Genomic DNA, 19,315 nt, shown 5'->3' on the forward strand with positions numbered 1-19,315 from the left:
CCAGGCGCGCGGGCCTGGCTGGCGGGAGGAGACTGGACAGCTTATTTTTTCGCGGCCTTGGCCGGTTTGACGGTGTTTTTCTCGACCAGTTCGCTGGCCTTGGCGATCTGCGCTTCGACTGCCTGCACGGCCTGCTTGGTGGCCGTGGTGACTTGTTCGTAACCGTTGAAGGCGTTGTCGATCGCGGTCTTGACGATCTGCACGGCGTTTTCCGAGCCGGGACGCACGTTCTTGGTGACGTCGTAGATCAGCGCGCTGAGCGTGCTTTTGGCTTCGGTCATGTGGGCGTCGGCGGCGCGGGTGAATTCTTCGCGGATCTCGGCGATGATCGTGCCCAGCTGCTGGTTGTAGGCGGCGGCCCCGGCCATGCCGGGCTGGACCTTGGCGGCGGCCAGCGACATCGCGGCTTTCGGGTCGGTGGCCTGGCTGATTTCCTTGCCGGCGGCGAGGCCGTCTTCCAGCTGGGTCTTGGCGGTGGCCATGTTCAGGGCGACGACTTGCTCGACGCCTTGGACGGCTTTGCTGGTCAGGGTGTTGAAGGTCTCGAGCTGAAATTCAAACAGTGCTTTGGTGGCGTTGGCAAATTGTTCGGGATTCGTAAACATACAGTCTCCTCAAGATGATGAAATGTAGCCAGTACTGCCCTGGGGTTCCCCCTGTGAGTGCTGGTCCATTATTTAGCAAGAACCAACTTTTCGCAACGGCTATCTTTATAGGGGCCAGAGTCCTTGACCCAGCCCGGCCCCAGCGGCGTCTGCGAGCAGCTGAGGTAGTTGTCGATCTTGCTGCGCCATTTGTACCAGGGCGCCGGGCCTGCGTTGAGGCTGGTGCAGCAGAGGGCCAGCAGAATGGCCACGCTTCGTTTGATGTGGATCATGTCTTAAGTCAGTTGTCGGGTGCAGACGCGGTTGCGGCCGCCATTCTTGGCAGCGTACAGCAATTCGTCGGCGGCGGCGATCATGTTGAGGTGGGCGTCGTGCGCCGAGGTGGCGAAATCGATGCTGGCCACGCCGAAGCTGGCCGTGATGGCGATCTGCCGTCCTTCGTGCTCGACCGGCGTGTCGGCCAGCGCGTGCCGCAGCCGCTCGGCCAGCAGCGCGCCGCCGGCCAGGTCGGTCTCCGGCAGGATCAGCAGGAATTCCTCGCCGCCGTAGCGCACCACGCTGTCGACGCCGTCGCGCGTCATCGATTGCAATAGCGCGCCGAAGCGCTGCAGCACGGCGTCGCCGCCGTTGTGGCCGTAGGTGTCGTTGACCACCTTGAAGTGGTCCAGGTCGCTCATGATGACCGTCAGGCACAGCCGGTAGCGCTGGGCGCGGGCGATTTCCGTTTCCAGCAGTTGCTCGTGCAGGTGGCGCCGGTTGTAGCAGCCGGTCAGCGGGTCGCGCACGGACAGGTTCTTCAGCACCATCTGGGCCTTGTACTCGTCGCGCAGCAGCTGCTGGTAGCGGCGCGCCGCCACGTAGCCGAACAGGTTGGTCAGCGTCAGCAGCGCGGCCATGGTGCCCAGCTCGACCCGCCGCAGGTCGCCCAGCTGGATGGCCAGCATGATGAAGCCCAGCGTGGCCGGTGCGGCGATCGCGGCCGCGTACAGCAGGCGGTTCGGAATGTAGATGTAGATCACGGTGACCACGATGGACATCGAGATCGCATGCAGCGCAAACTCGGCGGGGCGCAGCGCGGCGATCAGCAGGAAGCCGGCCGCGCCGGCTATTTCCACCACGCTGGCCACGCCGCGCGTGACGGGAATCGAGCCGGGCCGGCGCCGCAGCACGATCAGGCTGCCCAAGGCCACGCCGGCCACGGCCAGGCGCGCGCCGATCAGCATCGCCGTGCGCACGCTGTAGCCCAGCCATGCTATGTCGGAGGCGGCGAAGCACAGGTAAAACAGGGAGCAGAAGACAAAGGTCACGCGCAGCTGCGCCTGCGTCATGGCCAGGTGGTGGCGCAGGAACGCCCGCTCGGCCGCGGCGTCGCGAAATTCGCAGCGCAGGCTTGCCATGTCCATCTTCTCTGTCTGGGCAGGATGTGGGTGCACTGATGGTCTCCCCGCTGACTGCCGGCTGGTTGCCGGTCTTGCCGCAACCTATTATACGACCGCAATAATTGCGAGAAAGAAAATTATTGGGGCCGCCTCAGCACGGCGCGACGCGCGGCAGCCGCAGGGTGACCGTGGTGCCGGCCTCCGGCGTGCTGATGGTCTCGATGCGTCCGCCCAGCACGCCGGTGACGATGTTGTGCGTGATGTACAGGCCCAGGCCGGAACCGCCGGCGCCGAGCCGGGTGGTGAAGAAGGGATCGTAGATGCGCGCCAGGTTGGCGGCCGGGATGCCGACGCCGTTGTCGCCGACCGAGACGGCGATCTCGCCGTTGCCGATGTCCTGGGCGCGGATCGTGATGGTGCCCTGCGTGCGGCCCTCGAAAGCGTGCGCGATGCAATTGTCGATCAGGTTTTCCAGCGCCTGGCCCAGCGGGCCGGGATAGCTGTCGAGCTCGAGCCAGTGTTCGATCTCCTCCACCAGTTCCAGTCCGTGCTGCTTGACCTCGGCCTGCCTGGCCTGCAGCAGCTGCGCCACCAGGTCGCCCAGCACGAAGCGGCTGCGCTGCGAGCTGGTGTTGTCGACCGCGGTGCGGCGGAAGCTGTCCACCAGCGCGGCCGCGCGTTTCAGGTTGCGCAGCACGACGTCGTCGGCGTCGGCGGCCTGTTGCAGATATTCGGCCAGCACCGAGCGCCGCAGGCCGCCGTCCAGGTCGCGCCGCAGCGCCTCCGTGCGTTCGCTCATGCTGCCGGCCATGGTCAGGCAGTTGCCGATCGGCGTGTTGAGCTCGTGGGCCACGCCGGCCACCAGCGCGCCCAGCGCGGCCAGCTTGTCGCGCCGCACCAGCTCTTCCTGCGTCATGCTGAGGTTCTCCAGCGCGGTCGACAGTTCCTCGTTGGCGTGCTCGGCATCCTCCTTGGCGCGCTGCAGTTCGGCGGTGCGGGCCTGCACCAGCTCTTCCAGGTGCTCGCGGTGGCGCAGCAGTTCGGCCTCGCGCCGGGTGCTGGCGATGGCGATGCCGGCCAGGTGGGTGGCGGCCTTGATCAGCTGGCGGTCCTCGTTGGTCGGGCTGCGCGGTTCGCGGTAGTACATGGCGAAGCTGCCCAGCACGGTGCCGGGATCGAGCAGGATCGGCATGGCCCAGCAGGCGCGCAGGCCGTATTGCACGGCCGTCTCCTTGTAGGGCGCCCACAGCGGATCGTTGAGGATGTCGCTGACCACCACGGTCTCCTTGCGGTGCACGGCGGTCCCGCAGGAGCCGGCGACCGGGCCCGACGGCAGGCCGTCGACGGTTGCCAGGTACGCGGCCGGCAGGCTGGGGGCGGCGGCCACCTGCAGCGTGACGCCGTCCGGCGCCACCAGCATCACCGAGCACAGCACCGGGGGCGCCTGGGCTTCGATCAGGCGCGCCAGCTGCTCCAGCGTGTCCTTCAGCGGCGCGCCGCGCGCGATCATTTCCAGCACCAGGTTCTTGCCGTCGCGGAGTTCCTCGGCCCGCTTGCGGCTGCTGACGTCGACGATGCGTACATGCATCACCCGGTGCTCGGGCGTGTTCAGCGGCACCATGCGCAGTTCGCACGCCACCTGGCGGCCGGAACTGTGCAGCACCGTCAGCTCGAACACCTGCACGCCACCCGCCATCACCCGGTCGACATAGCCGGCAAACGCCTCGGACGAGGCGCGGCCGTCCGGCTGGCGCGGCGGACACAGCTCCGGCAGCCTGGCCTGCAGCAGCTCGGTTTCGGTCATGCCGAACAGCAGGCGGGTGGCGCGGTTGACGTCCAGCACGCGGTTGCTGCCGCGTTGCATCAGCAGGATGGCGTCCGGCGAGCCGGCCAGCATGTGGTGGTAGTTCACCTCCAGCGTCGCCATGCTCGGCAGCCCGTCTGGCGCCGGCGCGGGCGTGATCGCCTTCAGTTGCAGCAGGATTTTCTCAGCCAGGTCCTCGGTGGGGAAGGACAGCGGCAGGTAGGCGCTGACGCCGGCCTCGCGGGCGCGCTCGCGCTCCTCGGGCGAGGGTGTGGAGGACAACAGGAACAGCGGCAGCTTGCCGCCGCAGGCGTCGCGCAGGCGCCCGCACAACTCCAGCCGCGCGCTGCCGGCCAGCGCCACGTCCAGCAGCGCCAGGGCGACCTTGCCGCCGGTGGCCAGCGCCAGGGCCTCGTCGCCGCGCCGCACCTGCTCGACCGCCAGGCCGTGCGGGGCCAGCATGGTCCTGAGCGTGGCGAGATCGTAGCTCGTGTTGGTGGCGATCAACACGACGTTGGGCTGGTCGGGAGGTAACGGCTGCATCATGGGTGGGGTATCCGCTCCGCAGTACTTGATGCAGCCAGTGTCACAGGATGGGCGGTCCCGGTCAAGCCTTTCAGGAAGACTAGGCCGCGGCCAGGGCGGCGGCCTGCTGCGCCTGCTGGATCAGCGGGAAATTGTCCTCGATCCAATCGACCAGCACCTCCAGCCGCTCGGCCGCCTGGCGCCCCAGCGGCGTCAGGCTGTACTCCACGTGCGGCGGCACCACCTGCTGCGCCACCCGCAGCACCAGGCCGTCCGTGGCCAGCGCGTCCAGCGTCTGCGCCAGCATCTTCTCGCTGACGCCGCCGATTTCCCGGCGCAGCTGGCTGAAGCGGTGGGTGCCGTCCAGCAGCACCACCAGCACCAGCACGCCCCAGCGGCTGGTGATGTGGCCCAGCACGGCGCGCGACGGGCATTCCGCCGCCAGCACGTGGGCGCGTGGATCGCCTTGGTTGCTGGCCAGCACCTTGCGCAGTGAGCGGCTTGATTTGACTTGGTTCATCTGGGCTTCCTCCGGTTGGATGGGGTACTTACCATTTTGTGCGTACTTACAATTAGTAAGTGTAGACCCTATCATAGCACCAACCGCGCGGAAACCTCCCCGTGGCAGCCTGTTCAAAGGAGAAAAACATGATTATCGTTACTGGTGCAAGTGGCCAACTGGGCCGTCTGGTGATCGCCCGCCTGCTGAAAACCGTTCCGGCCGCGCAGATCGTCGCCGCCGTGCGCGATGTCGCCAAGGTGGCCGACCTGGCCGCGCAGGGCGTGCAGGTGCGGCGCGCCGACTATGCCGATCCGGCCTCGCTGGACGCCGCCTTCCAGGGCGCGGCCAAGGTGCTGCTGATTTCCTCGAGCGAGCTCGGACAGCGCGGCCCGCAGCACCGCAACGTTGTCGACGCCGCCGTGCGCGCCAAGGCCGGCCTGCTGGCCTACACCAGCGTGCTGCACGCGGACACGTCGCCGCTGGCGCTGGCCGCCGAGCACCGCGAGACCGAGGCGGCCGTGCGTGCCTCCGGCCTGCCGTACACCTTGCTGCGCAATGGCTGGTATGTCGAGAACTACACGGGCGGCTTGGGCGCGGCGCTGGCGCATGGCGCGCTGGCCGGCGGCGCCGGGGAAGGGCGCATCTCCGCGGCGGCCCGCGCCGATTACGCCGACGCGGCGGCGGCCGTGCTGGCCAGCGCCGGACCGGTGCAGCAGGTGTACGAGCTGGCGGGCGACCAGGCGTTCACGCTGGGCGAGCTGGCGGCGGAAGTGTCGCGCCAGTCGGGCAAGCAGATCCCTTTCCACAACCTGCCGCAGCAGGATTACCGTGAAATGCTGGTGAGCGTGGGCCTGCCGGCGCCGCTGGCCGACCTGATCGCCGATTCGGATGCGCAAGCCGCCAAGGGCGCGCTGTACGACGGCAGCGGCACGCTGGGCAAGCTGATCGGCCATCCCACCATCTCGCTGGCGGACGCCGTCAAAGCGGCGCTGTAATGAAAAAAGCCTCCATCTGCTATTCAGCTCGATGGAGGCTTTTCTGCGGAATTCTATGGTGCCCACGGAGGGACTCGAACCCCCACACCTTGCGGCACATGGACCTGAACCATGCGCGTCTACCAATTCCGCCACGTGGGCACTGTTACTGCTTTACTGCCGCGTGTTCTGCAACAGAGGCCCGAATCTTAAAGGAGGGCGGCTACCTCGTCAATAGAGATCTCGTGCTTTTATGAAATAATTTCCGGTGGCGCCAATGAAAAAAGCCCCCATCTGCTTTTCAGCTCGATGGAGGCTTTTTTGCGGAATTCTGTGGTGCCCACGGAGGGACTCGAACCCCCACACCTTGCGGCACATGGACCTGAACCATGCGCGTCTACCAATTCCGCCACGTGGGCACTGTACTGCTTGCTACTCTCTGCCGCGTGTTCTGCAACAGAGGCAGCATCATGCCGCATGGCGGCGGCGCCGTCAAGGGCGGGGCGTAAAATAAGGGCCCCGCAATGAAAAAAGCCCCCATCTGCTTTTCAGCTCGATGGAGGCTTTTCGCGGAATTCTGTGGTGCCCACGGAGGGACTCGAACCCCCACACCTTGCGGCACATGGACCTGAACCATGCGCGTCTACCAATTCCGCCACGTGGGCACTGTTACTGCTTTTCTGCTGCGTGTTCTGCAACAGAGGCCAGAATCATAGGGGAGCGGCGCGCGCTCGTCAAGGACGAAATGCTGATTTTTGAGAAAGATTGCAGAAAACCGCAGCGCGGATTTGCTGCTTGCTTGTTTGCTCACACTTTCGTAAGCTCCTGAGTGCTGGCCCCGTCATCTGAGACCAAGGAGGTAGGCCATGGATACATTGAGCAACTGGTTCGGAAGCCAGGGCTTCATGCCGCACGGCCACTGTTTTTTATGGACGCCGTCCATCCTCTGGATGAGCGTGATTTCCGATGGCTTGATCGCGCTGGCCTACCTGACCATCCCCGTCACGCTGCTGTACTTCATCCGCAAGCGCCGCGATATGCCGTTCGACTGGATGTTCATCGCCTTCGGCGCCTTCATCCTGGCCTGCGGCAGCACGCACCTGGCCGACATCTGGGTGATCTGGCATCCCGACTACTGGCTGTCGGTGATCCTGAAGGCGATCACCGCCGCCGCCTCGGTGGTCACGGCGCTGGTGCTGGTGCGGCTGGTGCCGGTGGCATTGCGCATTCCCAGTCCTGCGCAGCTGGCTGCCGTCAACGCCGAGCTGCAGAAGGTCAACAGCGAGCTGCGCGCCGCCATGGAGCGCGCGGAGGTGGCCAACCGCGCCAAGAGCGCCTTCCTGGCCTCGATGAGCCACGAGCTGCGCACGCCGCTCAACGCCATCCTCGGCTACACGCAAATCCTCAAGCGCGACAAGGGCTTGACGCCGGCGCAGCGCTCCGGCGTCGGCACGATACAGCAGGGCGGCCAGCACTTGCTGGCCCTGATCAACGACGTGCTCGACCTGTCGCGCGTGGAGGCGGGCCGGATGGAATTCCATCCCAGGCCGGTGCTGCTGGGCGACTTGCTGTCGGTGGTGGCCGACATCATGCGTGTGCGCGCCGAGCAGAAGCAGCTGCACTTCGAGCTGGAACTGGTGGCCGGGCTGCCGGTGGCGATCAGCATCGACGAGACCCGGCTGCGCCAGGTGCTGCTGAATTTGCTGGGCAACGCCGTCAAGTTCACCGATCGCGGCACCGTGCGCCTGCGCGTGATGCCCATGCCGGGCGCTCCGCCCGGCATGGCGGCGCTGCGTTTCGAAGTGCGCGACGACGGCATCGGCATCGCGCCCGATCATGTGGAGACCATCTTCCGGCCATTCGAACAGGTGGGCGACACGGCGCGGCGCGCCGGCGGCACCGGCCTGGGCCTGGCGATCAGCGGCCAGCTGGTGCGCCTGATGGGTGGCGAACTCAAGGTGGAAAGCACGCTGGGGCAGGGGAGCCGCTTCTGGTTCGACGTCTCCGCGCCGCTGGCGGAGGCGCCGGCCCCGGCCGGCAGCGACGGCCACAACGCCACGGGCTACCTGGGGCCGCGCAAGACCATCATGGTGGTGGACGACGTGGCCACCAATCGCGCCCTGCTGCGCGACCTGCTGGGCGCGCTGGACTTCCGCATGCTGGAGGCCGACAGCGGCGTCGCGGCGCTGCGCCAGATGCAGGCCAACTTGCCGGACATGGTACTGCTGGATATGGTGATGCCGGACATGGATGGCATCGAAACCACCCGCCGCCTGCGCGCCGACGCCCGCACCAGCCACATGCCGGTCGTGATAATTTCCGCCAGTTCGACGCCGGAAGAGGAGGAGCGTTCGCTGCAGGTGGGGGCCAACGCCTTCCTTGGCAAGCCGGTCGACGAGCACGAACTGCTGCGCGAGATCGGCGCCCAGCTCAAACTGGAGTGGAGCACGGCGCCGGCTTGACAATGAAAAAAGCCCCCATCTGCTTTTCAGCTCGATGGAGGCTTTTTTGCGGAATTTGTGGTGCCCACGGAGGGACTCGAACCCCCACACCTTGCGGCACATGGACCTGAACCATGCGCGTCTACCAATTCCGCCACGTGGGCACTGATGCTTCTTAACAACTCTGCTATTATAGCGACGGGGAGAGTTTCGCGCCAGATGAACTTTCGTTCCATACTGCACATCAACCCTGTCTAGCAGTTCCCGCTTTGCCACCGTTTTTCAACGTTGTCGCTGCGAGAGACCAAGATTATAGAGGAATTTTGCGGGATGTCAAATGGCCCGACCTGAAAAATCCACCGGAATCCGCAACGCGATCCGCAAATTAGTCAATCAGGGCGTTTCCAAGTACACTACGCCTGTCGTCGTGTCATATATATGCACCTGACGATTTTGCCAGGCCGGATTTCCTCTGAACACTGTCAATAATAACTACAGAAATACTTTTGAACCAATCTACCCATACCATTCCCAGCCGGGAGGAAATTCTCGGCATCTTCCGCAGCGCCAAGGCGCCGCTCGATCTGCGCGCACTGTCGAAGTCGCTGAAGGTCGCGACCGAGGCCCAGGCCGTCCTGTCGCGCCGCCTGAACGCCATGCAGCGCGACGGCCAGATCATCTCCGACGACAGCGGCCACTTCTCGCTGGCCACCGAAACCGGTTTCATCTCCGGCCGCGTCAGCAGCCACAAGGACGGCTTCGGTTTCGTGATCCCGGACGAGCCGGGCGAGGACCTGTTCCTGCCTGAGAAGGAAATGCAGAAAGTGCTGCATGGCGACCGCGTGCTGGCCAAGGTGGTCGGCGTCGACCGCCGCGGCCGCTCGGAAGGCACCATCGTCGAGGTGGTGCAGCGCGCTAACACCCACATCATCGGCCGCCTGTTGAACGAAAACGGCGCCTGGATCGTCGCGCCGGAAGACCAGCGCATCGCCCAGGACATCCTGGTCGAAGGCTCGATCGGCAAGGCCAAGTCGGGCCAGGTCGTCAGCGTCGAATTGACCGAGCAGCCGATGCGCTTCAAGCAACCGGTCGGTAAGATCGTTGAAATCCTGGGCTCGCTGGACGACCCCGGCATGGAAATTGAAATCGCCGTGCGCAAGTTCGGCGTGCCGCACGTGTTCTCGGACGGCGCGCTCAAGCAGGCCAACAAGCTGCCGGACCACGTGCGCGACGCCGACCTGGCCGACCGCGTCGACCTGCGCGACGTGCCGATGGTCACCATCGACGGCGAAGACGCGCGCGACTTCGATGACGCGGTCTACTGCGAACCGGTCAAGATCGGCCGCAGCAACGCCTACCGCCTGATCGTCGCGATCGCCGACGTCAGCCACTACGTCAAGCCGAACGACGCGCTTGACGCGGACGCGCTGGAGCGCAGCACCTCGGTCTACTTCCCGCGCCGCGTGATTCCGATGTTGCCGGAGAAGCTGTCCAACGGCCTGTGCTCGCTGAACCCGGCGGTCGACCGTTTGACGCTGGTGTGCGACGCCGTCGTCACCGCCAAGGGCGAGATCAAGGCTTACCAGTTCTATCCGGCCGTGATCCACTCGGCCGCGCGCCTGACCTACACCGAAGTTGCCGACATCCTCGGCAACACCAAGGGCCCCGAGGCCGCGCGCCGTCCAGGCATCGTGCCGCACCTGCTGAACCTGTCCGAGGTGTACCACGCGCTGCTGAAGGCGCGCACCGAGCGCGGCGCGATCGACTTCGAGACCACCGAGACCTACATCGTCTGCAACCCGTCGGGCAAGATCGAGAAGATCATTCCGCGCACCCGCAACGACGCCCACAAGCTGATCGAGGAATGCATGTTGACCGCCAACGTCTGCGCGGCCGACCTGCTGATCCGCCACAAGCATCCCGGCACCTACCGCATCCACGCCAGCCCGACCGCTGAAAAGCTCAAGCAGGTGCGCACCTTCCTCAAGCAGGTGGGCCTGAACCTGAACGGCGGCGACAAGCCGACCGCCGGCGACTACGCCGCGCTGATGAAGCAGGTCAAGGAGCGTCCGGACGCCTCGCTGCTGCAGACCATGCTGCTGCGCTCGATGCAGCAGGCGGTCTACTCGCCCGACAACATCGGCCACTTCGGCCTGGCGTACGAGGCCTATGCCCACTTCACCAGCCCGATCCGCCGCTACCCGGACTTGCTGACGCACCGCGCCATCAAGGCCATCCTGCTGGGTAAGAAGTACGAGCCGAAAGTGGCCAGCACCAGCGTGCTGAACACCAACGTCTCGAACGCCACCCGCAAGCAGCAGGCCAAGGACAAGGCCGAGGGCAAAGAGAAAAAAGCCGTCGACCTGACCGTGTGGGACGCGCTGGGCGTGCACTGCTCGGCCAACGAGCGCCGCGCCGATGAGGCGTCGCGCGATGTCGAAGCCTGGCTCAAGTGCTACTTCATGCAGGACAAGCTGGGCGAGGAATTCACCGGCATCATCACCGGCGTGACCACCTTCGGCATCTTCGTGCAGCTGGACCAATTGTTCGTTGAAGGCCTGGTGCACGTGACCGACCTCGGCGCCGATTACTTCCAGTACGACGACGCCCGCCACGAACTGCGCGGCGAACGCACCGGCAAGAAGTTCCAGCTGACCGACCGCGTCAGCGTGCAGGTGGTGCGCGTGGATCTGGAAGCGCGCAAGATCGACCTGCGCCTGGCCGGTGCCGATGCGCCGCCGCCACGCGCCGAGAAAGGCGACGCGCCGTCCAAGGACCGCAAGACCAACATCAAGCCTGGTCCGGCCGTGCCGAAAGCGCAGCCTGCCAAAGGCCAGTCCGACAGGACTGGCGCCAAGCCGGCCGCGGCCAAGCCCGCCGCCAAGTCGCGCGGCGGACGCAAGACTAATGCCGGGGCGGCTGCTCCGGTAGCACCCCGAGCAGCGAAGACTGTCTCAAAAAGTAAAAAGAAGCGATAAATGAGTAAGAATAAAATGATTTTTGGTTTCCACGCCGTGACCTCGCGTTTGCGTCATGAGGCCTCGTCCGTGGAAGAGATTTTTGTCGACATGGGTCGCGATGACCGCCGCATGAAGGACCTGATCGCCAACGCCAAGGCGGCCGGCGTGCGCGTGATGCCGGTTGACTCGGCCCGCCTCGACAAGATTGTCGGCACCCGCCGCCACCAGGGCGTGATCGCGTTTGCCTCGCAGCTCGCGCTGGCGCGCAACCTGGACGAACTGCTGGACGCCATCGAAGGCCCGCCGCTGCTGCTGGTCCTGGACGGCATCACCGATCCGCACAACCTGGGCGCCTGCCTGCGCGTGGCCGACGGCGTCGGCGCGCACGCGGTGATCGTGCCGAAGGACCGCGCGGTGGGCTTGAACGCCACCGCCGCCAAGGTCGCCAGCGGCGCGGCCGAGACCGTGCCATACATCACCGTCACCAACCTGGCGCGCACCTTGCGCGACCTGAAGGACCGCGACATCTGGCTGATCGGTACCTCCGACGACGGCGAGAAAGGCCTGTACGAAGCCGACTTCACCGGCCCGACCGCGCTGGTCATGGGTTCGGAAGGCGAGGGCATGCGCCGCCTGACGCGCGAGACCTGCGACATGCTGGTCAGCATTCCAATGTTTGGTTCGGTCGAAAGCCTGAACGTTTCCGTCGCATCCGGCGTCTGTCTGTACGAGGCACGCCGCCAGCGTATCGCCAAAGAGATCTAAGCGATACGACCAGCCGGCGGCCTGCTACGAGGGCCGCTGGTTTTCCCTCCCTGCAAGCCGCCTCCCAGCAACCACCGACCGAATACGCTACCATGAGCGTTTCAGTTGCAATATCGTACACCCCATGTTCCATCATCTGCGCCAAGACATCAACAGCATCATCGAACGCGACCCCGCGGCCCGCAACGCCTGGGAAGTGCTGACCTGCTACCCCGGCCTGCAAGCCATCGTCATGCACCGCTGGGCGCACTGGTGCTGGACGCGCAGGATGAAATGGCTGGGGCGCTTCATTTCCTACCTGGCGCGCATCGTCACCGGCATCGAGATCCACCCGGGCGCCAGCATCGGCCGTCGCGTGTTCATCGACCACGGCTTCGGCGTGGTGATCGGCGAGACCGCCGAAGTGGGCGACGACTGCACCATCTACCAGGGCGTGACCTTGGGCGGCACCTCGCTGCACACCGGCACCAAGCGCCATCCGACGCTGGCGCGCGGCGTCATCGTCGGCGCCGGCGCCAAGGTGCTGGGCGGCTTCACGGTGGGCGAATACGCCAAGGTCGGCTCCAACGCCGTGCTGTTGAAGCCGGTGCCGCCGGGCGCCACGGCGGTCGGCAATCCGGCGCACATCGTGCAGAAGGAGCCGGCCTCGGCGGTGAGCGCCACGGCCAACCTGTTCAGCGCCTACGGCGTCACGCCGAACGGCGACGATCCGCTGTCGAAGGCGCTGCACGGGTTGATCAACCACGCCGTCAAGCAGGAAGAACAGATCGAACGCATCCTCGCCACCATGAAGGCGGCGGGCTTGCACTGTCAGGGCGTGCCCGACTGTGATAAATTGAATCCAGACCAACTCAACAAACTCGTTGAATAAGGAAGCCGCATATGGAATCGTCGCCCGATGGCGTGGAAGTGCTGGACCCGTTTGAAATCCGCGTGCTGGCCGTGCTGGCCGAGAAGGAGGCGCTGACGCCGGATAACTATCCGTTGTCGCTGAATGCGCTGGTCAACGGCTGTAACCAGTTGTCGAGCCGGGATCCGGTGATGGCGCTGTCGGAAGAGACGGTGGCCGACGTGCTGCAGCGGCTGATGCAACGCAAGTACGTCAATGGCATCACGCAGGCGGGCGCGCGCGTGACCAAGTACGAGCACCGCATGCGCATCAAATGGTCGCTGGAGCAGGACAAGCTGGCCGTGCTGACCATCCTGATGCTGCGCGGCCTGCAGACCGCCGGCGAGATCCGCACCCGCACCGGCCGCCTGCACGACTTCAAGTCGGTGGGCGACGTCGAGCTGGCGCTGCAATTCCTGATCGACAAATATCCGCCGCTGGTCTCGCGGCTGGCGCTGGCGCCCGGCACCAAGGAGCCGCGCTACGGCCAGCTGCTGGGCGGCGAAGACGCGCTGGCGCGGGAAGAAACCGCAGCCAGCCTGGGCGGCTCGGTCAGCGCGGCGGGGCAGGGCGGCCGCGTGGCCGCGCTTGAGCACGAAGTCCAGCAACTGCGCCAGCAAGTCGAAGACTTGACCGCGCAGTTCGCTGAATTCCGCAAACAATTCGAATAAACAATTTGGGGTCAAGTCTGACATTCGGACACGAGCTCTGCTGTAGCGCGTCGCTACAGCAGAGCTCGTGTCCGAATGTCAGACTTGACCCCAGCGGGTTTACTCGTAGGTGAACTCGATCAGGGCATCGTTCGAGTAGGCTTTGTCGTTCAGCGGCACCGAGTAGTTTTTCCCATCCTCGCCGACTTTGAGCTCCAGCCTGTGCGCGCCATCCACCAGCGTGGCGCTGGCGATCGCGCGGTCGCTGCGCATGCTCATATCGAAGTCCTTGAACGAGCACCAGTCGGTGGTCAGCATGAGGGTGTTGATCGTCGCGCGCACCAGGAAGGGGATGTAGTTCTTCGCGATCGCGACCAGCACCCGGCACTCCAGCCGGATGTCGCCCAGGCGCCGCATGTCGGCCGGCACGCCGGCGCTGCGCACGTCCGGCATCCAGCCGTAGTAGCTCTTCTTCTGGTTCAGCACCACGTCGGCGTTGTCGCGTTCCGCCTCCGCGCTGCGCGGCAGCGTGAAGCTGTGGTCCTCCGCCAGCGGCACCGGGATGTCGGTCTCGTTGCCGGACAGGCGCACCACCAGGTTGTCGAAGCTGCCAGCGGGCGCCTTCTTCTTGGCGTGCAGGCGGAAGCGCAGTTGCTGCGCATTCGGCGCCAACGCGTGCTCGCTGTCGAAGGCGTCCAGGCCGGACAGCATGTAGCGGTAAGGCTGCATTTCCGGGCTGCGGCTGCCGTTGATGATGACAACCTGCTCCGATCCGGTGTCCGTTTCCGCCGCCGTGGCCGGCAGCGCCGCCACGGCGGCCGCCAGCAGCGCGGCGCTCAGGAAGTGTTTGTCTGCCACGCTCAACCCTCTTCGCGGCGGCGACGCATCCACACGGCGGTGGCGATCATCGCCACGCCGGCCGCGACGCCGAGCCATACGCTGATGCCGCCCAGCGTGGCCCACGAGCCGCGGAAGATGGTCTCCGGCACCGCCATCCGGTGCGCTTCAAGCTGCAGCGGCACATGGTCGGCCTCGAACATGATCCACGATCCGGGAATCGCGCCCAGCAGGATGCGGTCGACGATGCGGGTGACGAACCAGCTGGCGTTGATGCCGATGTGCAGCATCTTTTCCGCCCACACCAGCAACAGCGACGTCACCAGCGGCGTGCCCACCGCCCACAGGAACACCTTGGAACGCGCCATGCTCGACACCATCAGCAGCCAGCCCACCGTCGGCAAGGCCCACAGGATGTAGACCGGCAGCAGGCCGACCAGGCGCAGCGGGGTCAGGTAGAGGTCCGGCGACATCAACATGGCGCCGAACAGGTTGGTGCCATGCGCCAGCACCGCGCCGCAAGCGGCGAACAGGATCAGCAGCGACAGCACGGTGCCGATCCCGAACGTGATCAGCGGCGCCACCACCAGGGCCAAGGCCACCTTGGACAGCACGGTCGACAGGTCCGACACCGGCAGCGATTTCCAGAACAGGATGCTGCGGTCGCGCCGCTCGTCGTTGAGCGCGCCCAGGCAGTAGAAGAACACCACAAAGCTCAGCACCATCAGCACCGGCATCGCCGACACCATGTAGGCCTGCGACATGGTCTCCACGATGCGCGTGCGCGCCGTGCCTTCGATGGTGACGGAGCCGATCGAGAGCGGGTTGCTGTCATCGTTGAAGTTCAGGTGGTTGCCCATGATGATGGAGCCGAGCGCCAGCGCCGCGATCAGGGCGGCGATGACGGCGGGGGCCCAGACCAGCATGCCCTTGTGTTCCCACAGCTCGCGCTTGATCAGCCATTTCATCGTTTTCATGCGTAGGTCCCTTTCATCGTTGCGACAAACAGGTCGGCGACGCTGGGCGTGCGCAGTTCCCCGAAGGTCGACAGTTGCAGGCGCGGCACGCCATCGAACAGCATGATGGGCTTGCCGAACACGGTGCGCTGGCTCATCGGCTGCAGCGCGTTGGCGGCCGCCACGAACTGCGGCTCGACCATCACTTCGGTGAAGCGCTCGCCCACCTCGTCCATCGACGCCGCCAGCGAGATCCTGCCGTCCTGGATGAACATCAGGTCGGTGAGGATGTGCTCGACCTCTTCGATCTGGTGCGTGGTGATCAGGATGGTCTTGTTCTCGTCGAAGTAGTCTTCCAGCAGGTTCTGGTAGAACTGCTTGCGGTACAGGATGTCCAGCCCCAAGGTCGGTTCATCGAGCACCAGCAGCTTGGCGTCGATCGCCATCACCAGCGCCAGGTGCAGCTGCACCACCATGCCCTTGGACATGGCCTTGACCTTCATGTTCGGGCTGAGCTTGGTGTTGGCCAGGTATTTCTCGGCCTTGCTGCGGTCGAAGCGCGGATGCACGCCTTCCACAAAGTCGATCGCGTCCTTGACCTTGAGCCACTTCGGCAGGATGGCCACGTCGGCGATGAAGCAGACCTCGTTCATCAGCGCCTCGCGCTGGCTGCGGGGGTCCATGCCCAGCACCGTCAGCTCGCCCTCGAACTGGGTCAGGCCGAGGATGGCCTTGAGCGTGGTGGTCTTGCCGGAGCCGTTGGGGCCGATCAGGCCGACAATGCGGCCCGCCTCGACCGTGAAAGTGGCGCCGTTCAGCGCGGCCTGCTTGCCGTAGGTCTTGCTGAGGTTGCCAGCCGTGATGACCGCGCTCATGACGCACCTCCGGGGGCGATAGGCTTGAGCAGGGTTTCCAGTTCCAGGCCCAGGCGGCGGATGCGTTCGAGCATCAGCGGCCATTCTTCGTTCAGGAAGCGTTCGCGTTCAGTGGCCAGCAGTTTGTCGCGGGCGCCGTCAGTGACGTACATACCTAGTCCCCTTCTTTTTTCTACGAGCGTTTCGTCCACCAGTTCCTGGTAGGCGCGAGATACGGTGATCGGATTGAGTTGGTAATCGGCGGCCACCTGCCTTACGGAGGGCAGGGCGTCGCCGGGCTTGAGCAGGCCGTCGAGCACCATGCCGATGACCTTGTCCTTGAGCTGCCGATAAATCGGCGCATTGTCATTCCAGCCTATCGTGGACATACATGTGGTCCCCTTGATGTGTGTTGATGGAGTGGTGTTGTAGTGAACTATAACACTAAGATTTGAAAAAGCAAGCGCTGCATGTCTTATGTTGTTTTTTTCATCAGTGTCAGCGCGTTGGGCAGGGCGGCGCCGCTGGCGGTGTTGTCGAAGATGGCCCAGCCGTCCTTGCCGGCCAGGTAGGCGGCGACGCTGTCGAGGTATTCGTCCGAATACGACGAGTAGTACATGCGCGGACTGCCGTGCAGCCGGGCGTAGACCATGTCGCCGGTCGGCACGTGCGGACCGGGCTGGCCGGCGGGCGGATCGGCGATCACCCTGGCGGCGTTGTGGGCTTGCAGCAGCGCGGTGCCCGTCGCTGTGAACCAGCTCGGGTGGCGGGCCTCGCAGGCGATGGCGCAGCGGAACAGGGTGGCCAGGCGGGCGAACAGCGCGTCGGCCAGTTCGGTATCCAGCGCGAGGCTGGGCGGCAACTGCACCAGCACGCAGCCCAGCTTGGCGCCGAGGCCGCCGGCCTCTCCGGCAAAGCGCGCCAGCAGCTCATTGATGTCCTTGAGCCGGTGGTCGTGCGTGATGCTGCGCGGTAGCTTGACCGAGAAGCGGAAATCGTCCGGCACGTCGTCGGCCCAGCGCGCATAGGTCGAGGCCTGGTGCGGGCGGTAGAACGAGGAGTTGATCTCGACCGCGTTCATGACCCGCGCGTAGCGCTGCAGATGGCTGCCCTCGGAGGCAAAATACGGTGCCGACGCACGGTCGATACTCCAGCTGGCGCAGCCAATTCGTGTGTGGGTCATAATGTGGGCGATCCGCTATTTTCAGAAAGACGATATGACCGATCTTAAACGTTACGCCCGAATTGCCGCGCCGCTCATGCTGGCGGGGCTGCTGGCCGCCTGCTCGACGCTGATCGGCCCGCGCCAGGTGGAGCTGCCGCAGGCGCGCATGCAGCAGAACCTGGACCGCAAGTTCCCCGTGCGCCATCGCGTGCTGGGCGTGTTCGAGGTGGAGCTGAGCCATCCGCAGCTGGACATCCTGGCCGAGAACGACCGCGTGGCGCTGACCCTGGACGTGAACGTGGTGCCGCTGCTGGCGCGCCAGTCGTGGCATGGCAGCATGGCCGTGTCGGGCCGCCTGAAGGTGGACAATGTGCGCAACGTCATCTACATCAGCGATGCGCACGTGGACCGCTTCATGGTCGATGGCATGGATGAAGGCAAGCAGAACCAGATCGCCAGCGTGGCCAACCTGCTGGGCGAGAACACGCTCAAGGATGTGCCGGTCCACACCTTCCGGCCGGAAGACCTGCGCTACGCCGGCGTGCAGTTCGTGCTGACAGGAATCAGCACCAGGCCCGGCGCGCTGGTCGCCAACCTGCAGCCGGCGCAATAAGCGTCAGAAGAAGCCGAGGTTGCGCGCGCTGGCGTTGTAGTTGGCCAGGTTGGGCAGCATGGCCAGCAGGTCGGTGTTCGACACCCCCAGCCAACTGCCCAGCGTGGCCGCGTATTGCTCGATCGACGTGGTCGGCAGCAGCCGGCCCTGGCCGACATCGTCCGGGCCGTTGCTGGCCACCACCGGCGCCTTGCCGTAGTAGCGGCCGCCCTTGACGGCGCCGCCCAGCATGAAGTGCATGCTGCCCCAGCCGTGATCCGAACCGTCGTTGTTGCCGCTCAGCGTGCGGCCGAAGTCCGACGCGGTGAAGGCCGTCACCTGGTTGGCCACGCCCAGTTCCATCGTGCTCTGGTAGAAGGCCGCCATGGCGTCGGCCACGCTTTTCAGCAGGCCAGGGTGCACCTTGACCAGGCCGTCGTGCGTGTCGAAGCCGCCCATCGACACAAAGAACACCTGCCGCTTGGCGCCCAGCGTCGAGGCGCAGGAGATCATGCGCGCCACCATCTTCAGCTGGTCGCCCAGGTTGTTATTGGCGGGGAAGGCCGTGTTGATGACCGGCGCGCCGGCCAGTGCCGAGGTCAGCACGTCGTTGGCCGAGATGGCCCGCTGCGTCACGCGCGCGTAATCGGACTGCATCAGGTTGTTGTGCTGCTGCGTGATCAGCGTGCGCAGCGCGCTGCTGCAACTGGCCGAGCCGAACAGCGGGCTTTGCAAAGCGCTGAACGGCACCGAACCCTTGGTCGACACCTGGTACTGCACCGCTTCCTTGCCGGACAGGTACACCGCGTTGCCGGAGACGTTGACGCAGGTGAAGGTGGCGTTGCCGTTGCCCGACTCGAACAGGTCGCCCATGCGCCCGCCCCAGCCCGAGGTCGCGCCTTCCGGCATCGACGATTGCCATTCGGATTGCTGGTCGTTGTGCGAGAACAGCTTGGACGGCAGCGGCACGGATTTGGCCAGGTACTGCTGCTTGCTGGTCGGCTGCACCAGCGTGCCGACGTTGAGCAGCACGCCCATCTTGCCGGCGTTGAAGATCGGCAGCAGCGGCGCCAGTTCCGGCGCCAGCGCGTACTGGTGGGCCACGCCGTTGACGTCGACCGGCGGCGCGGAAGTGTTGAGCACGGTGCCCGACAGCGCGCTCTGCTGGTAGGCCAGCGTCGGGCGCAGCGCGTAGTAGGCGTTGTAGCTGGCGGCGTCGTACGGCACCAGCGTATTGGCGTAGTCGTTGCCGCCGTACAGGAACACGCAGACGATGGCCTTGTAGTCGCTGGCGGTGGCGGCCGAGGCTTCGGCCATCGCGGCCAGGTTGACGGCCAGCGGCGCGGCCACGCCGCTCATGGCCAGCATCGAGGCGCGTTGCAGGAAGGCGCGGCGGGAAGAGTTGGTGGTCATGGCG

At 65.4% G+C, this 19,315-nt stretch carries 18 protein-coding genes and 4 tRNA genes; 7 read left to right on the forward strand and 15 right to left on the reverse strand.

All coding sequences use genetic code 11. The features are described 5' to 3' along the window. Positions 1-41 precede the first annotated feature (41 nt). The 5 genes from GTP90_RS04655 to GTP90_RS04675 all read right to left on the reverse strand — a co-directional run bounded on the left by GTP90_RS04655 (position 42) and on the right by GTP90_RS04675 (position 4,833). A complete protein-coding gene (locus GTP90_RS04655) occupies positions 42-605 on the reverse strand; it encodes a phasin family protein (protein WP_161082399.1) in 564 nt (187 codons plus the stop codon). A gap of 68 nt (positions 606-673) precedes the next feature. Further along, positions 674-877, reverse strand: a complete 204-nt coding sequence (locus GTP90_RS04660; protein WP_161082400.1) for a hypothetical protein — start codon at positions 875-877, stop codon at positions 674-676. Between the two features lie 3 nt (positions 878-880). Further along, positions 881-2,002, reverse strand: coding sequence for a GGDEF domain-containing protein (locus GTP90_RS04665; protein WP_308937296.1), 1,122 nt, complete (start codon positions 2,000-2,002; stop codon positions 881-883). Positions 2,003-2,135: 133 nt separating this feature from the next. Further along, the gene (locus GTP90_RS04670) at positions 2,136-4,334 is read right to left on the reverse strand and encodes an ATP-binding protein (protein WP_161082401.1); all 2,199 of its coding nucleotides are present in this window, start codon (positions 4,332-4,334) and stop codon (positions 2,136-2,138) included. Between the two features lie 79 nt (positions 4,335-4,413). Further along, complete coding sequence (locus GTP90_RS04675; RefSeq protein ID WP_175047974.1) at positions 4,414-4,833, reverse strand: winged helix-turn-helix transcriptional regulator; 420 nt, start codon at positions 4,831-4,833, stop codon at positions 4,414-4,416. Between the two features lie 128 nt (positions 4,834-4,961). Between GTP90_RS04675 and GTP90_RS04680 the strand changes: the two genes are divergently transcribed. Further along, the gene (locus GTP90_RS04680) at positions 4,962-5,810 is read left to right on the forward strand and encodes an NAD(P)H-binding protein (protein ID WP_161082402.1); all 849 of its coding nucleotides are present in this window, start codon (positions 4,962-4,964) and stop codon (positions 5,808-5,810) included. Positions 5,811-5,866: 56 nt separating this feature from the next. Here GTP90_RS04680 and GTP90_RS04685 read toward each other — a convergent pair. The 3 genes from GTP90_RS04685 to GTP90_RS04695 form a co-directional block, all read right to left on the reverse strand. Next, a tRNA-Leu gene (locus GTP90_RS04685) sits at positions 5,867-5,951 on the reverse strand. Between the two features lie 172 nt (positions 5,952-6,123). Further along, positions 6,124-6,208 (reverse strand) — tRNA-Leu (locus GTP90_RS04690). A 161-nt stretch (positions 6,209-6,369) separates the two neighbouring features. Continuing rightward, a tRNA-Leu gene (locus tag GTP90_RS04695) sits at positions 6,370-6,454 on the reverse strand. A gap of 201 nt (positions 6,455-6,655) precedes the next feature. On the opposite strand from GTP90_RS04695, the gene GTP90_RS04700 reads away from it, so the two are divergent. Next, positions 6,656-8,251, forward strand: coding sequence for an ATP-binding protein (locus GTP90_RS04700; RefSeq protein ID WP_161082403.1), 1,596 nt, complete (start codon positions 6,656-6,658; stop codon positions 8,249-8,251). Between the two features lie 58 nt (positions 8,252-8,309). Here GTP90_RS04700 and GTP90_RS04705 read toward each other — a convergent pair. After that, positions 8,310-8,394, reverse strand: a tRNA-Leu gene (locus GTP90_RS04705). Positions 8,395-8,736: 342 nt separating this feature from the next. Between GTP90_RS04705 and rnr the strand changes: the two genes are divergently transcribed. From rnr to GTP90_RS04725, 4 genes are all read left to right on the forward strand, one after another. Continuing rightward, entirely contained in the window at positions 8,737-11,208 is a 2,472-nt protein-coding gene (rnr, locus tag GTP90_RS04710; RefSeq protein ID WP_161082404.1) for a ribonuclease R, read from the forward strand. Next, entirely contained in the window at positions 11,209-11,955 is a 747-nt protein-coding gene (gene rlmB / locus GTP90_RS04715) for a 23S rRNA (guanosine(2251)-2'-O)-methyltransferase RlmB (protein WP_117009938.1), read from the forward strand. A 124-nt stretch (positions 11,956-12,079) separates the two neighbouring features. Beyond that, the gene (gene cysE / locus GTP90_RS04720) at positions 12,080-12,826 is read left to right on the forward strand and encodes a serine O-acetyltransferase (RefSeq protein ID WP_161082405.1); all 747 of its coding nucleotides are present in this window, start codon (positions 12,080-12,082) and stop codon (positions 12,824-12,826) included. Between the two features lie 11 nt (positions 12,827-12,837). Continuing rightward, the gene (locus GTP90_RS04725; RefSeq protein WP_161082406.1) at positions 12,838-13,515 is read left to right on the forward strand and encodes a YceH family protein; all 678 of its coding nucleotides are present in this window, start codon (positions 12,838-12,840) and stop codon (positions 13,513-13,515) included. A gap of 99 nt (positions 13,516-13,614) precedes the next feature. Here GTP90_RS04725 and GTP90_RS04730 read toward each other — a convergent pair whose 3' ends face one another. The 5 genes from GTP90_RS04730 to GTP90_RS04750 all read right to left on the reverse strand — a co-directional run bounded on the left by GTP90_RS04730 (position 13,615) and on the right by GTP90_RS04750 (position 17,324). After that, positions 13,615-14,352 (reverse strand): hypothetical protein, encoded by a 738-nt coding sequence (locus GTP90_RS04730; protein ID WP_161082407.1) that lies wholly within the window; start codon positions 14,350-14,352, stop codon positions 13,615-13,617. Positions 14,353-14,354: 2 nt separating this feature from the next. Beyond that, the gene (locus GTP90_RS04735) at positions 14,355-15,308 is read right to left on the reverse strand and encodes a hypothetical protein (protein WP_161082408.1); all 954 of its coding nucleotides are present in this window, start codon (positions 15,306-15,308) and stop codon (positions 14,355-14,357) included. Then, positions 15,305-16,162: an ABC transporter ATP-binding protein gene (locus tag GTP90_RS04740; protein ID WP_161082409.1), complete on the reverse strand. Its 858-nt coding sequence runs from the start codon at positions 16,160-16,162 to the stop codon at positions 15,305-15,307. The genes GTP90_RS04735 and GTP90_RS04740 overlap by 4 nt, the downstream gene beginning before the upstream one ends. Beyond that, a complete protein-coding gene (locus tag GTP90_RS04745; RefSeq protein ID WP_161082410.1) occupies positions 16,159-16,530 on the reverse strand; it encodes a GntR family transcriptional regulator in 372 nt (123 codons plus the stop codon). Before GTP90_RS04745 ends, GTP90_RS04740 begins: the two co-directional genes overlap by 4 nt. Positions 16,531-16,616: 86 nt before the next feature. Then, positions 16,617-17,324: a DUF72 domain-containing protein gene (locus GTP90_RS04750; protein ID WP_161082411.1), complete on the reverse strand. Its 708-nt coding sequence runs from the start codon at positions 17,322-17,324 to the stop codon at positions 16,617-16,619. A gap of 34 nt (positions 17,325-17,358) precedes the next feature. On the opposite strand from GTP90_RS04750, the gene GTP90_RS04755 reads away from it, so the two are divergent. Further along, positions 17,359-17,919 carry a DUF1439 domain-containing protein gene (locus tag GTP90_RS04755; protein ID WP_161082412.1) on the forward strand — a complete coding sequence of 187 codons (561 nt, stop codon included), beginning with the start codon at positions 17,359-17,361 and terminating at the stop codon, positions 17,917-17,919. 3 nt (positions 17,920-17,922) lie between these two features. Here the strand turns inward: GTP90_RS04755 and GTP90_RS04760 are convergent, their stop codons facing one another. Continuing rightward, on the reverse strand, positions 17,923-19,311 hold the full coding sequence (locus GTP90_RS04760; protein ID WP_161082413.1) for a DUF1501 domain-containing protein: 1,389 nt from the start codon (positions 19,309-19,311) through the stop codon (positions 17,923-17,925). Positions 19,312-19,315 lie beyond the last annotated feature (4 nt).

The organism is Duganella vulcania (genome assembly GCF_009857655.1).
GTDB classification, from domain to species: domain Bacteria; phylum Pseudomonadota; class Gammaproteobacteria; order Burkholderiales; family Burkholderiaceae_D; genus Rugamonas; species Rugamonas vulcania.